General features: G+C 64.2%; 11 protein-coding genes and 2 pseudogenes. 9 read left to right on the top strand and 4 right to left on the bottom strand.

Annotated features, from left to right (window positions below; all coding sequences use genetic code 11):
• Positions 1-125: 125 nt before the first annotated feature.
• Both parE and ACVWW1_RS11640 read right to left on the bottom strand, forming a co-directional pair.
• Positions 126-2,186, bottom strand: coding sequence for a DNA topoisomerase IV subunit B (gene parE / locus ACVWW1_RS11645; RefSeq protein ID WP_207839516.1), 2,061 nt, complete (start codon positions 2,184-2,186; stop codon positions 126-128).
• A 128-nt stretch (positions 2,187-2,314) separates the two neighbouring features.
• Positions 2,315-2,683: a hypothetical protein gene (locus tag ACVWW1_RS11640; protein WP_176531595.1), complete on the bottom strand. Its 369-nt coding sequence runs from the start codon at positions 2,681-2,683 to the stop codon at positions 2,315-2,317.
• Between the two features lie 188 nt (positions 2,684-2,871).
• On the opposite strand from ACVWW1_RS11640, the gene ACVWW1_RS11635 reads away from it, so the two are divergent.
• From ACVWW1_RS11635 to argC (ACVWW1_RS11610), 6 genes are all read left to right on the top strand, one after another.
• Positions 2,872-3,402 carry a DedA family protein gene (locus ACVWW1_RS11635; RefSeq protein WP_207839523.1) on the top strand — a complete coding sequence of 177 codons (531 nt, stop codon included), beginning with the start codon at positions 2,872-2,874 and terminating at the stop codon, positions 3,400-3,402.
• A 153-nt stretch (positions 3,403-3,555) separates the two neighbouring features.
• Entirely contained in the window at positions 3,556-4,545 is a 990-nt protein-coding gene (locus ACVWW1_RS11630; RefSeq protein WP_456655863.1) for an MBL fold metallo-hydrolase, read from the top strand.
• Between the two features lie 221 nt (positions 4,546-4,766).
• Complete coding sequence (locus ACVWW1_RS11625; protein WP_456655862.1) at positions 4,767-5,447, top strand: FMN-binding negative transcriptional regulator; 681 nt, start codon at positions 4,767-4,769, stop codon at positions 5,445-5,447.
• Positions 5,444-6,424: an N-acetyl-gamma-glutamyl-phosphate reductase gene (argC, locus tag ACVWW1_RS11620; RefSeq protein WP_456655861.1), complete on the top strand. Its 981-nt coding sequence runs from the start codon at positions 5,444-5,446 to the stop codon at positions 6,422-6,424. The genes ACVWW1_RS11625 and argC (ACVWW1_RS11620) overlap by 4 nt, the downstream gene beginning before the upstream one ends.
• 16 nt (positions 6,425-6,440) lie before the next feature.
• A complete protein-coding gene (locus ACVWW1_RS11615) occupies positions 6,441-7,034 on the top strand; it encodes a class I SAM-dependent methyltransferase (RefSeq protein ID WP_456655860.1) in 594 nt (197 codons plus the stop codon).
• A gap of 34 nt (positions 7,035-7,068) precedes the next feature.
• The gene (argC, locus tag ACVWW1_RS11610; protein ID WP_456655859.1) at positions 7,069-8,046 is read left to right on the top strand and encodes an N-acetyl-gamma-glutamyl-phosphate reductase; all 978 of its coding nucleotides are present in this window, start codon (positions 7,069-7,071) and stop codon (positions 8,044-8,046) included.
• Between the two features lie 112 nt (positions 8,047-8,158).
• Here argC (ACVWW1_RS11610) and ACVWW1_RS11605 read toward each other — a convergent pair whose 3' ends face one another.
• Entirely contained in the window at positions 8,159-8,557 is a 399-nt protein-coding gene (locus ACVWW1_RS11605; protein ID WP_207839534.1) for an MAPEG family protein, read from the bottom strand.
• Between the two features lie 127 nt (positions 8,558-8,684).
• Positions 8,685-10,495, bottom strand: a pseudogene (locus ACVWW1_RS11600) (PHA/PHB synthase family protein).
• A 292-nt stretch (positions 10,496-10,787) separates the two neighbouring features.
• Here ACVWW1_RS11600 and ACVWW1_RS11595 point away from each other — a divergent pair.
• The 3 genes and pseudogenes from ACVWW1_RS11595 (at position 10,788) to ACVWW1_RS11585 (ending at position 13,870) form a co-directional block, all read left to right on the top strand.
• The gene (locus ACVWW1_RS11595) at positions 10,788-11,075 is read left to right on the top strand and encodes a hypothetical protein (protein ID WP_176535054.1); all 288 of its coding nucleotides are present in this window, start codon (positions 10,788-10,790) and stop codon (positions 11,073-11,075) included.
• Between the two features lie 215 nt (positions 11,076-11,290).
• A pseudogene (locus ACVWW1_RS11590) lies at positions 11,291-12,512 on the top strand (LL-diaminopimelate aminotransferase).
• Positions 12,513-12,550: 38 nt separating this feature from the next.
• The gene (locus ACVWW1_RS11585; RefSeq protein ID WP_456655858.1) at positions 12,551-13,870 is read left to right on the top strand and encodes a homoserine dehydrogenase; all 1,320 of its coding nucleotides are present in this window, start codon (positions 12,551-12,553) and stop codon (positions 13,868-13,870) included.
• Positions 13,871-13,903: the final 33 nt, after the last annotated feature.

Raw genomic sequence — 13,903 nt, 5'->3', positions numbered from 1 at the left:
CTGTTGCGGGTGAGACACAACCGCCCGAAAACGAAACCGCAGGCAACTCTCCGAAAGGGCGAATGAAAACGGCCGCCCCGATCTGGGGGCGGCCGGAAAATCATTTCAAATCAGTTGGGTAGACCCTAGACGTCGAGCAGATCGTCGCTTGCGAATTCGGCCTTGTCGGAGATGAAGGCAAAGCGGGCTTCCGCCTTGGTACCCATCAGCCGCTCGACCGAGTCGGCGGTGCCCTCGCGATCGTCGGCAAGCAGCACCACGCGCAGCAGCGTGCGCTTGGCCGGATCCATCGTGGTCTCCTTCAGCTGCGCCGGCATCATCTCGCCGAGGCCTTTGAAGCGATTCACCTCGACCTTGGCGTTGGCGTTGAATTCGCTCTTGAGCAACTCTTCCTTGTGGGCGTCGTCGCGGGCGTAAACCGACTTGGTGCCGTGCTTCAATTTGTAGAGCGGCGGCACCGCCAGATAGAGATGTCCCTCGTCGATCAGCCGCGGCATCTGCCGGTAGAAGAAGGTGATCAGGAGCGATGCGATGTGCGCGCCATCGACGTCGGCGTCGGTCATGATGATGATGCGCTGATAGCGCAGATCCTCTTCGCGGTAGTGCGCGAGCGTGCCGCTGCCGATCGCCTGCACCAGATCGGAGAGCTGCGCGTTGGCGGTCAGCTTGTCTTTGCCGGCAGACGCGACGTTGAGGATCTTGCCGCGTAGCGGCAGCACGGCCTGCGTCTTGCGATCGCGTGCCTGCTTGGCGCTGCCGCCGGCCGAGTCGCCTTCGACGATGAAAAGTTCGGAGCCTTCGGTGCCGGCATCGGAGCAATCCGCAAGCTTGCCGGGAAGACGCAGCTTCTTGCCGGCGGTCTTGCGCGCGGTTTCCTTTTCCTGGCGGCGGCGCAGCCGTTCCTCGGCGCGATCGATCACGAAGTCAAGCAGTCGGTTGGCCTGGTTCGGATTGCCTGACAGCCAGTGGTCGAACGGGTCCTTCATCGCCTGTTCGACGATGCGCTGCGCCTCGGCGGTGGCGAGGCGGTCCTTGGTTTGGCCCTGGAATTCAGGCTCGCGCACGAACACCGAGAGCATCACGGCCGCGCCCACCATCACGTCTTCCGAAGTGATGGAGGCCGCGCGCTTGCCCTGACCGGCGCGCTCGGCGTGGTCCTTCAGGCCGCGCAGCAGCGCGCTGCGCAGGCCGGATTCATGCGTGCCGCCATCGGGCGTCGGCACCGTGTTGGTGTAGGACGACAGGAAGCCGTCGGCATCGGCCGTCCAGGCCACCGCCCATTCGCAGGCGCCATGCGCGCCGCTGCGGCCGGACTTGCCGGAGAAGATATCCTGATGCACCAGCGTGTCGGCATGGATCGCCGCCGCCAGATAGTCCTTCAGGCCGCCAGGGAAGTGAAACTTGGCTTCCGCCGGGACGTCTTCGACGCCCTTCAGCAGCTCCTGGTCGCAGCGCCAGCGGATCTCGACACCGCCGAACAGATACGCCTTCGAGCGCGTCATCTTGAACAGACGCTGCGGCTTGAAGGCCGCCTTGGCGCCGAAAATATCGGTGTCCGGTTTGAAGCGGATGCGCGTGCCGCGGCGGTTGTTGATCTTGCCGAGGTCTTCGAGTTTGCCCTTGGGATGGCCGCGCTCGAAGGTCATGCGGTGCAGCTGCCCGCTGCGCGCGACCTCGACCTCGAGCCGTGAGGAGAGGGCATTGACCACGGAGACGCCGACACCGTGCAGACCGCCCGACGTCTCGTAGACCTTGGAGTCGAACTTGCCGCCCGAATGCAGCGTGCACATGATGACTTCGAGCGCCGACTTCTTCGGGAATTTCGGATGCGGATCGACCGGAATGCCACGACCATTGTCGGTCACGGTCAGGAAGCCGTCGGTGGTCAACTCCACGTCGATGAAGGTGGCGTGGCCGGCGAGGGCCTCGTCCATGCAGTTGTCGATCACCTCGGCGAACAGATGGTGCAGCGCCTTTTCGTCGGTGCCGCCGATATACATGCCGGGCCGCCGGCGGACCGGTTCCAGCCCTTCCAGCACCTCGATATCGGCCGCCGTATAGCCGGCTTCGGCACTTCCCGTGGGCCGTGAAGCAGCCTTCGCCGGGGCCCGTCCCTTCGGCTCCGGGGCACCGAACAGATCGTCGGCAGATTTGCTTTTGGCGTTTGACTTCAGTGGTTTGGACATGGTTCTTCAAGTGGTGCGCCGGTCATGGCGCAGCGAATCGGTTGCTCTGACTATGCCACGGATGGGCTGCCAAATGGGGGCGGCCGCGCCGTTAGGGCCCGGCCGCCTGTGTAGATAGGAGCCTGCGATTACGCCCGCGAGGTGCGGAATACAACGACCGTGAACAGGGCCATGGCGGCGACCACCATCAGCGATCCCACGATCGGCGCCGCCTCGAACGCCGGGCCCTTCAGCAAAACGGCGGCCACGCCGGCCGGAAACAGGATGCCGCCGACGATATGCAGCCAGCCCTGGATCCTGGCGAGCAACATGGTTCCTGCCGCCGGCACCAGCCGGTAGTACAGGCCGAACAGGAACAGCAGCACGCCGCCGACGAGATTGAGATGGGCATGCGCCGGCCCCAACGTGAAGTCGTGCTGGATACCCATAACGATGCCCGCGAGCATTCCGAACAACAAGACGAGAACGCCGACGCACATCATCAGTGACCCGATCATCCAGTGATTCCTTTTTCTTATGAGGGAGGTGCCAGCCAGCCCGGACCGCAGGGGCCTTACCGGAAATCACGTTTGATCCCCGCCTTTGTGACTTGATGTCACGCAATGGGCTGGCTTACCTGTTCTTAGGCTGTGTGCCGCTACAAAGGTTCATTCAGTTTTCAACGCAGCGGAGGGCACTCGACGAGATGGAAGACTTTGCGCGGGCCCTGGCCGAATTCGTCCGCCATCACCAGGCTTGGGCCGCTCCGATCGTCATGCTGCTGGCGTTCGCTGAATCGCTCGCCTTCATCTCGTTGCTGGTGCCCGCCTGGGGTGCGCTGGTCGCGATCGGCGCCTTGATCGGCGTCAGCGGGATCAATTTCTGGCCGATCTGGATCGCGGGCGGCATCGGGGCCGCACTCGGCGACTGGGTCTCCTACTGGTTCGGCTATCGCTACAAGGAGCACGTCGCCCAGATGTGGCCGCTGTCGCGCTATCCAGAGATTCTGCCGCGCGGCGAGGCCTTCGTGAAATCCTGGGGCGTGCCCAGCATCTTCATCGGCCGCTTCTTCGGCCCGCTGCGGGCCTCGGTGCCGCTTGCCGCCGGCATTTTCGAGATGTCGTACTGGCAATTCCAGATCGCCAATTTCGTCTCCGCGCTGGTCTGGTCGGCGGCGCTGCTGCTGTTCGGCGACGTCATCGGCCAGGTCGTCGAGTGGATGTGGCGGGCGGTGTAACGACTTCAGGAATATCGCTACGATGCAGGGGTTAGGCGGAAGAACGATTGCTTGCACAACCGTCTTCGCACGACTGTCAAAACGCTGAGCAAAACTCACCGCGGCAGACGTGGCTCCGCCGGGCGCATCAACGTTTCACTGGGAGGACAACAGATGGAATTGACACGACGTCACGCTCTCGCAGGCGCTGCCGGCATCGCCGCCGCACCGTTGTTGCCTGCCGTTCCCGCGGCCGCCGCAGCGCCCGCCGCCGACAAGCAGGCGCCGGGCTTCTATCGCTACAAGGTCGGCGACATCCTGGTCACCGCGGTGTCCGACGGCAAGAATGTCTTCAAGCTGGAAGATTCCTTCATCCCGAACGCGAAGCGGGACGATGTCAACGCGGCCCTGGAGAAGGCCTTCATGCCGCGCGACTTGGTGTCGATCTGGTACGCGCCGCTCGTGCTCAACACCGGCGGCAAGCTGGTCGTGATCGACACCGGCAATGGCGCGCTGGCGAAAGCCAGCACAAAGGGCGCCAGTGGCCAGTTCGCCGACAATTTCGTCGCGGCCGGCTTCGACCCGAAGAATGTCGACATGGTCGTGATCTCGCACTTCCATACCGACCACGTGAACGGCCTGCTGACGGCCGAAGGCACGCCGGCGTTCCCGAATGCCGAAGTGCTGGTGCCGGCGACCGAATGGAAGTTCTGGATGGACGACGGCGAGATGAGCCGGGCGCCGGCCGGCCGCATGCAGGGCCTGTTCAAGAACAACCGCAATATCTTCGAGGCCGACCTGAAGAAGAAGGTCACGCCCTACGAGTGGGGCAAGGAGATCGCGCCGGGGCTGACCTCGGTCGAGACCGTCGGCCACACGCCGGGCCACACTTCCTACGTGCTGGCTTCGGGGGCGGACAAGGTCTTCATCCAGTCCGACGTCACCAACAATCCCAGCCTGTTCGCGGCCAATCCCGGCTGGCATGCGTTCTTCGACCAGGACGGCGACGTCGCGGAGAAGACCCGCCGCCGCATCTACGACATGGTGGTTGCAGAGCGGCTCCAGGTGCAGGGTTATCACTATCCGTTCCCGGGCCTCGGCAACGTGGTCAAGGACGGCAACGGCTACCGCGTCGTGCCGGCGCCGTGGAATCCGGCGATCTGAACGGTTTTCCTTGACGCAAAACGGGCGCGGCCTTATAGCCGCGCCCATGATTAACGCCGCGACCATCATCACCGCCCGCCGCCGCCGCATTCTCGCGGTATGGGCGGTCGCTCGCGTTTAAGACCATCGCCTCTGCCGCCGGATCTCCTCCCGCGGCGCTCTCCTGAAAAAAGACACGCGGTTCGATCTGGCGGCTCCTTCGTCACGCAGGAGTTTCGACCATGTATACGCCACCGCCCTTCAAGCCTGACCGCGCCGCGAGCCTCGGCTTTGCGGAAGCGCGCGGTTTCGGCATCGCCTGCGCGTGGGACGGCGGCAAGCCGATCGCCTCCGCGCTGCCGTTCTATTTGAGCTACGCCGCCGACGGCACGCCGCGGGCGCTGCTTCATGTTGCCCGTCACAATCCGCTGGTAAAGCTGGCACACGGGGGCCCTTGGCTGCTGGCCGTCACCGGCGCGGATGCCTATGTGTCGCCGGACTGGTATGTGTCGCCCGATCAGGTGCCGACCTGGCTCTATCAGGCCGTTCATCTGACCGGGCCGGTGCGGGCGCTGACGGGCGAGGAACTCGCCGTTCAGATCGACACGCTGAGCGCCAAGTTCGAGGATCGGCTGTTGCCGAAGAAGCCCGGGACTTCAAGTAACTGGACGTCAGGCAAGATGACAGCCGCGCGGCTCGATGCCATGAAGAAGGCGATCGTGGGCCTTGAGATGACGGTGGAAGAGGTGGAGGGCAGCTTCAAGCTGAACCAGCACAAGTCCGAGACCGACTATGCGGCAGTCGCAGGTCACCTTGCCGCGCAGGCGGATGCCGGCGCGCAACAGATCGCGCAGTTGATGCGGCAGGCGCGGCCGGATGTCTTTGCTATCGAAACGAACGAGCTCGAAAGGAGCATGCCGTGACCGTCACCGACACCAACCAGCCGAAAACCAAGAGCGGTGCGACCAAGGCCACCGTGTTCGTCGACGGGGCGTCCGGCACCACCGGCCTCGGCATCCAGGAGCGGCTGCACGCGATCGGCGACGTCGCGGTGAAGCACATCGCCGACGACAAGCGGAAGGATGCAGGCGCCAAGCGTGCGCTGATGGAGGAGGTGGATCTCGTGATCCTCTGCCTGCCTGACGATGCCGCCAAGGAAACGGTTGCGCTGATCGACACGATGGGCAATTCGGCGCCGAAGGTGCTCGATGCGTCGACCGCCTATCGCGTCGCGCCCGACTGGGCCTACGGTTTCGCGGAGCTCGCGCCCGACCAGGCCGACAAGATTCGCAACGCGCAGAAGGTCTCCAATCCGGGCTGCTATCCGACCGGTGCGATCGCGCTGCTGCGGCCGATTGTCGATGCCGGCCTGCTGCCGGCGGATTATCCCGTCACCGTCAACGCGGTGAGCGGCTATTCGGGCGGCGGCAAGTCGATGATCGCAAGCTTCGAGGACGGCTCCGCGCCGGCCTTCGAGCTCTATGGCCTCGGCTTCGAGCACAAGCACGTGCCGGAGATGCAGCTTTACTCGCATCTGACGCGGCGGCCGATCTTCATCCCGTCGGTCGGCAACTACCGGCAGGGCATGCTGGTCTCGGTGCCGCTGCAGCTCGACACGCTGCCGGGCAAGCCGACCGGTGCTGACCTGCAGGCTGTTCTGGCGAAGTGGTATGCCGGCAGCAAATACGTCTCGGCGATGCCGCTGCAGAACGAGGCCGCCAAGGGCGGGCGGATCGAGCCGGAGGCACTCAACGAGACCAACCAGCTCGAGCTCTATGTGTTCGCCAGCGACAAGCACCGCCAGGCCGTGCTGGTTGCCCGGCTCGACAATCTGGGCAAGGGCGCCTCGGGTGCCGCAGTGCAGAACATGCGGCTGATGCTCGGGCTTTCCGACAGCTGACGGCGAGGTGCGCATCGTGGATGACGCCACGCTGCAATTCTATCGGCGCAATGCCGAGGCCTATGCCGGGTGGGCGAAAGCGCCGTCCACCCGGCTGATCGGCTTCCTCAAGCTGCTGCCTCCGGGCGGCGCGATACTCGAGCTCGGCTGCGGTGCCGGCAATCATGCCGCTGTCATGCTCGCCGAAGGCTTCGTGCTGCGTGCGACCGACGGTTCACCGGAAATGGCTGAAGTCGCCGCGCGGCGCATCAACCATCCCGTCGAGGCGATGCTGTTCGACGAACTCGAGGATCTCGAAACCTATGACGGCGTCTGGGCCAGTGCGTGCCTGCTGCATGTGCCGCGCGACGAATTGGCCGGCATCCTCAGCCGCATCCATCGGGCGTTGAAGCCCGGCGGCATCTTCTACGCGAGCTACAAGATCGGCCATGTCGATGGCCGCGACAGCATCGGCCGCTACTACAACTACCCCTCGCCGGAATGGCTGCAGGCGACATACGCGTCCACCGGGCGATGGACGGAGCTGTCGTCCGACACCAGCGAGATCAAGAGCTTTGATGAAGCGCCCGCTACGATGCTGCATGTCGTCGCGCGCAAGGGCCAAGACTAAACCTGTTCGCTCACTTCGGCAGTAGGACACCACCATGAGCATTCGCGTCGGCATTGTCGGGATCAGCGGTTTTGGCGGCGGCGAGGCAATGCGCCTGGTCGCGAGCCACCCGTCTTTCGAGCTCATCTACGCCGCGGGCGAGGGCAGCGCCGGCAGCCGATTGGTGGACCGCTTCCCCGGTGTGCCGGCGAAGCTCTCCGAGCTGGTGATCGAGAAGTGGGACCCTGTGACCCTGCCGAAGCTCGACGTGCTGTTCGCCTCGCTGCCCACGGGCGCCTCGGCCGAGGCGCTGGCGCGCGTCCCCAAGGACGTGAAGATCGTCGACATCGGCGGCGACCACCGCTACGTCGAGGGTTGGGCGTACGGCTTGGCCGACGTCTGGCCGGCCGAGATCGAGGGGCAGACCCGCGTTGCCAACCCCGGCTGCTTCCCCGCGGCGACGCTGAACGCGCTGGCGCCGCTATTGGTCAACAAGCTGATCGAGCCTGGCAACATCGTGATCGACGTCAAGACCGGTATCTCCGGCGCCGGCCGGGGCGGTGCCGAAAGCAAGTTCGGCTACGCCGAGAGCAACGAGAACTTGCTGCCCTACGGTCTGCTCAAGCACGTCCACATGCCCGAGATTGCCAAGACGATCGAACGGCTGAGTGGCGGTAGCGCGGCCGGGCTCGTGTTCACGCCGCACTTGGTGCCGATGACCCGCGGCGTACTTGCCACCATTTATTGCCGCGGCCGTGCTACCACGGGCCAGTGCCTGGACGCCGCCCGGCGCTTCTACGCCGGGCGGGCGTTCGTCCGCGTGACCGACAAGCCGCCGCAGACCAAATGGGCTACCGGCTCGAACCTCGCGTTCGTTAGTTATGCGGCCGATCCAGAGCGCAACTTGGTGATCGCGATGGGCGTGGTCGACAATCTCGGCAAGGGAGCGGCCGGCCAAGCCGTGCAGAATGCGAACCTGATCTGCGGCCTGCCAGAAACCGCAGGACTGGACGGCGTACCCATTTGGCCGTGAGATCGTTTGCGAGTCCGTGCTGTCCCGTCGTTTGCCTTCTATCTCAAAGAAATGAGTTCCGACCCTAGCTTCCGCCGGCGCGGCTGTGCCGCGACCGGCGAGAATATGCGGTTCAGAGAGCCTTGAAGATCGCGAGCGCCAGCACCGCCTGCGCGAGGAAGCCGACCGTGAAGGCCAACGTGCGGAACACCGGCAGGCCGAGCGTGTAGACGATCAGATGCGCGACGCGGGCCCAGAAATACACGGCGCAGGCCAGCACGGTCCATTTGGTGGAATAGTCGGCCGCGTTGAGGATCAAGACCAGCGGCGCGAAGATCACGAGATTTTCGACCGCGTTGTCATGGGCGAACATCAGCCGGTTAGCCCATTCCGCGTGCGGTTTGTCGTTGCGCGAGGGATTGCCCATGGCGCCGGAGAGGCCGCGCACCTGGCAGCGGTTGATGATGTAGGGAATCCACAGCAGTCCGGTCAGGATCACCGTCAGCGACAGCCAGAACAATTCGCGCGTCATCGTCTCCCCCTCACGTGAATTCGATTCCCGACCTTCGGGACCATCTGTTTATAGCTGAGCGGAAGACCTGGCGCTACGCGAAGACTTTGCGCTACGCGAAGACTTGGCGCTACGCGAAGACTTGGCGCTACGCGCGGACGCGGACATAGCTGCCCGGAGCGTCCTCGAGCGCCGACACCCCGTTCGAGCCCACAATGCGCGCCGGCACCGTCTCCGGATCATGGCTTTCCAGCCAGCCGCGCCAGTCGGGCCACCACGATCCCTTGTGTTCCTCGGCGCCCTTCAGCCAGTCGGCGAGCTTCATGTCCTTGATGTTGTCGTTGGTCCAGTACTGGTACTTCTTCGAGGCGGGCGGATTGACCACGCCGGCGATGTGGCCGGAGCCGGACAGCACATATCTCACCGGGCCGCCGAAAAACTGCGAACCGTAGAGCACCGATTCCGCCGGCGCGATGTGATCCTCGCGTGCCGCGAGGTTGTAGACCGGCACCTTCACCTTCGACAGATCGAGCAGCGTGTTGTCGAGCACCATCGTGCCGGTCGACAGCCGGTTCTCCAGATAGCAGTTGCGCAGATAGTAGGAATGGTTCGACGACGGCATTCTCGTCGCGTCCGAATTCCAGTGCAGCAGGTCGAACGAGGAGGGCGGCTGGCCCTTCAGATAATTGTTCACGACATACGACCAGATCAGGTCGTTCGAGCGCAGCATGTTGAAGGCCATCGCCATCTTGCTGCCCTCGAGCACGCCGGATTCCTGCATGTCGCGTTCCAGCGCCGAGATCTGGTCCTCGTCGACGAACACCAGGAGGTCGCCGGCGTGGGTGAAGTCGACCTGCGCGGCAAAGAACGTCGCCGACGTCACGCGCTGGCGGCGCTTCTCGGCAAGGTAGGCCAGTGTCGAGGCGAGCATGGTGCCGCCGACGCAATAGCCGGCGGTGTGCACCTTCATCTCGCCGGTGACCTTCTCGATCACGTCCATCGCCGTGAGCGGGCCTTCGGCCCCATGTAATCGGCCCAGGTCTTCTTGCCGAGCTCCTTGTCCGGATTGACCCAGGAGATCACGAACACCGTGATGCCCTGGTCGACGCACCATTTGACGTAGGATTTCTCGGGGCGCAGATCGAGGATGTAGAACTTGTTGATCCATGGCGGCACGATCAGGAGCGGCGTGCGCAGCACGTTCTCCGTCGCCGGCGAATACTGGATCAGCTGCATCAGCTCGTTCTGGTAGATCACCTTGCCCGGCGTCGTCGCCATGTTGACGCCGACCTCGAGGTTGCTCGAATCGGACTGGCGGATCCGCAGCGAGCCGTGGCCGGCCTCGATATCCTCGGCCAGCATCTTCATGCCTCGGACCAGATTGTCGCCATTGGTCTCGACCGTGGCGCGCAGCACTTCCGGGTTTGTCAGCACGAAATTCGACGGCGCCAGCGCGTTGGTGATCTGCTGGACGTAGAATTCGGCCTTCTTGCGGGTATGCGGATCGATTCCGTCGGCGTCGTGGACCAGCTGCTGCGCCCACTTCGCGGTCAGCAGATAAAGCTGGAGGATGAAGTCGAAGAACTGATTCGACTTCCACTCCGGATCCTGGAAGCGCTTGTCGCGCGGGGCCGGCGCGATCGCCGGCTTGGCGTCGGCTTCGCCGGCCATGCGGCGCACGGCCGATCCCCAGAGATCGAGGTAGTCCTTGCCGAGCTGCATCTGCAGCGAGGAGGCGCGCTCCTTGTCGGCCAGCCAGTATTCGGCGATCACGCTGAAGGTCTTGATGACCTCACCGAGCTCGTTCGGCGGCTTGTCGCGGACTTCCCCGGTCTGGCGCGGCTTGAGATAGGCTGCCAGCGCCTGGCCGCTGCTCTCCATCGCTCGCGCGATGTTCATGGCGAAGGCTTCGGCGTTGAATTTCGGGGCGGCTTGGGTGTCGGTACTGACGTTGCTCATCTGAGGGACAATATCCCGTCGTTTGGGGGGCGTCATCGCGCGGTGCGGTAGCGAAAATCAGTCAAAAGCGGATGTTTCGCTCTGTTGCGGTGCGATAAAAAATCTCTGTTCCGTCATATTGAAGCCTCAGGGGTCGCATTTGGTGTTCACGCTTTAAGCGTTTCGGGCGACAATGGTTTGAAACGGCTAAAGCCAGGATTAATGCAGCAGGGACGCTGCAAGGCTCGTACCAGTGCGACCCGTGTCGGCAATGTGCGACGTGCGCGCTAGCTTGTTGGGGACAATTCGGCGCATGCCGATCGATCGAATGAACAGGGGGCTCGCGGCCGCAGCGCTGCTCGCGTCGATGCTGGCGCTGAGCGGGTGCTCGAGCACGATTGCCGATATGGCCATGCCGGCCGATGCGCCGGCGCGGCAAAAGGATGCCAACGGCTACCTCCCGGTGCACGATATTCCGCCCGATCGCGCCGATCCGACGATCAAGCCGGCGGATCAGGCCAAGATCGAGCAGGAGCTGGTTGCCGCGCGTGATCGCCAGGCACAGGCTCAGGCCGCGACGGCAGCCCAAAGCGGGAAGTGAGCGCGCGAGATTGGCCGATCAGCGCTGGCGCCGCCCGGCGTCCGTGCTAAAAGAAACCCAATTCAACCGCAGATCCGGCCGCTGTCCCCAGACCGTGCGCCTGAATTCGCTCTAAATCATTGATTCAGTGCGATTTCTGTAAGAGGCCGAGCCGGCTTCCGCAAGTCAACCAAGGGGGACGATTCTGGCATTGCGGTTGTCGGAGCAAGGGTCCCATGGAAGATTTTTACCGCATTCGCCGTCTGCCGCCTTACGTCTTTGAAAAGGTCAACCAGGCCAAGGCGGCCGCGCGCAATGCCGGGGCCGACATTATCGACATGGGCATGGGGAACCCGGATCTGCCGACCCCGCCCCACGTCATCGAGAAGCTCAAGGAGACGCTGGGCAAGCCGCGGACCGACCGCTACTCGGCCTCCCGTGGCATCAACGGCCTGCGCAAGGCCCAGGCCGCCTATTATGGGCGCCGCTTCGGCGTCAAGCTGAACCCCGATACCCAGGTGGTTGCGACGCTCGGCTCGAAGGAGGGGTTTGCCAACGTTGCGCAGGCGATCACCGCGCCCGGCGATGTCGTGCTGTGCCCGAATCCGAGCTACCCGATCCATGCGTTCGGCTTCCTGATGGCGGGCGGCGTGATCCGTTCGGTGCCGTCGGAGCCGACGCCGAAGTTCTTCGAGGCGGTCGAACGGGCGATCCAGCATTCGATTCCGAAGCCGATCGCGCTGATCGTCTGCTATCCGTCGAACCCGACCGCCTATGTCGCGGACCTCGACTTCTACAAGGATCTGGTCGCGTTCGCGAAGAAGCACGACATCTTCATCCTGTCCGATCTGGCCTACGCGGAAGTCTATTTCGACGAGAACAATCCGCCGCCGTCGGTGCTGCAAGTCCCCGGTGCGCTCGACGTCACCGTCGAATTCACCTCGATGTCGAAGACGTTCTCGATGGCCGGCTGGCGCATGGGCTTTGCAGTCGGCAATGAGCGCATTCATCGCGGCACTGGCGCGGGTCAAATCCTATCTCGATTATGGCGCCTTCACGCCGGTCCAGGTGGCGGCGACCGCCGCGCTGAACGGCCCTGACGACTGCATCCGCGAGATGCGCGACACTTACCGCAAACGCCGCGACGCGCTGGTTGAGTCATTTGGCCGCGCCGGCTGGGACATTCCGCCGCCGCAGGCCTCGATGTTCGCGTGGGCGCCGCTGCCCAAGGCGTTCGAGGCCGTCGGCAGCATGCAGTTCGCGACCCTGATGGTGGAGAAATCCGGCGTCGTGGTGTCGCCGGGCGTCGCGTTCGGCGAGCATGGCGAAGGCTTTGTCCGTATCGCGATGGTGGAGAACGAGCAGCGCATCCGGCAAGCCGCGCGCGGCGTACGCCGCTTCCTTGAAAGCGGCATCGAAACGTTGCACAACGTCGTTCCTCTCGCCAACCGGCGCTAATCCTTCCAGGTTGCTTAATCTCCAGGTCCCTTAAATCCATGGTCGCACCCCTGAACGTGGGCATAGCGGGGCTCGGCACCGTCGGTGCCGATGTCGTCCGCCTCATCGAAACGCAAGGACGGGCGCTGGCCGAGCGCAGCGGCCGTGGCATCCGCGTCGTCGCCGTCACCGCGCGCTCGAAAGTCAAGAAGCGCGGCCTCGACCTGCGCGGCATCGCCTGGGCGAAGAGCCCGCAGGCGCTTGCCGAAGATCCCAATATCGACTGCTTCGTCGAGTTGATGGGCGGCGCCGGCGATCCCGCTCTCTCCGCGATCGAGACCGCGCTGAAGGCCGGCAAGTCGGTCGTGACAGCCAACAAGGCGCTGATCGCCAAGCACGGGCTGCGGCTTGCCGCTGCCGCCGAGAAGCACGGCGGCGCGCTGAATTTCGAGGCGGCGGTCGGTGCGGCGATCCCGGTCATCAAGACGCTGCGCGAGGGCCTCGCCGGCACCAGCGTCAACCGCGTCTACGGCATCCTCAACGGCACCTGCAATTACATCCTGACCCGGATGGAGCAGGAGGGTTTGTCGTTCGAAGAATGCCTGAAGGACGCCCAGCGCCTGGGCTATGCCGAAGCCAACCCGTCATTCGACGTCGATGGTCACGACACCGCGCAGAAGCTTGCGATCCTTGCGAGCCTCGCCTTCGGAACCAAGGTCGCCGAAAGCGCGGTCTATGTCGAAGGCATCTCCTCGATCACGCCGGAAGATCTCAAGGCCGCCGCGGAACTCGGCTACCGCGTCAAGCTGCTCGGCGTCGCCGTGCGCACGGCAAAGGGCATTGAGCAGCGCGTGCACCCGACCATGGTGCCGAAATCATCGTCGATCGCGCAGGTGATGGGCGTCACCAACGCGGTGGCGATCGACGGCGAGGGCATTCCGCCGATCACGCTGGTCGGGCCCGGCGCCGGCGGCGGTGCGACCGCCTCGGCCGTGGTCGCCGACATCGCCGACGTCGCCCGCGGCATTCGTGCCAAGCCGTTCGGGCGTCCGGTGGAGCGGTTGCGCGACACCACCAAGGCGCCGATGGAACGTCACGAGGGTGGCTACTATATCCGCCTGATGGCGCGCGATCTTGCAGGCACTGCCGCAACAATCGCCACCCGGCTCGCGGAACAGAAGATATCTCTGGAGTCCATCGTGCAACGGCATCCGGATGGCGTGGATGTGAACGGTGCAGCCAAAAAACCTTCACCGGTCCCGGTCATTCTGATTACCTACGCGACCAGTGAGGATGCGGTGCATCGTGCGCTGGCCGCAGTGCAGCGCGATAAGGTCATCAGCGGCCGGCCGCAGGTGATCCGGATCGAGAAAAACTAACGCATGACCTGAACGGGTCGGGCGTGAGACGAT

It is taken from the genome of Bradyrhizobium sp. JR3.5, from assembly GCF_054057015.1.
This window is presented reverse-complemented; position numbering and strand designations above follow the sequence as displayed.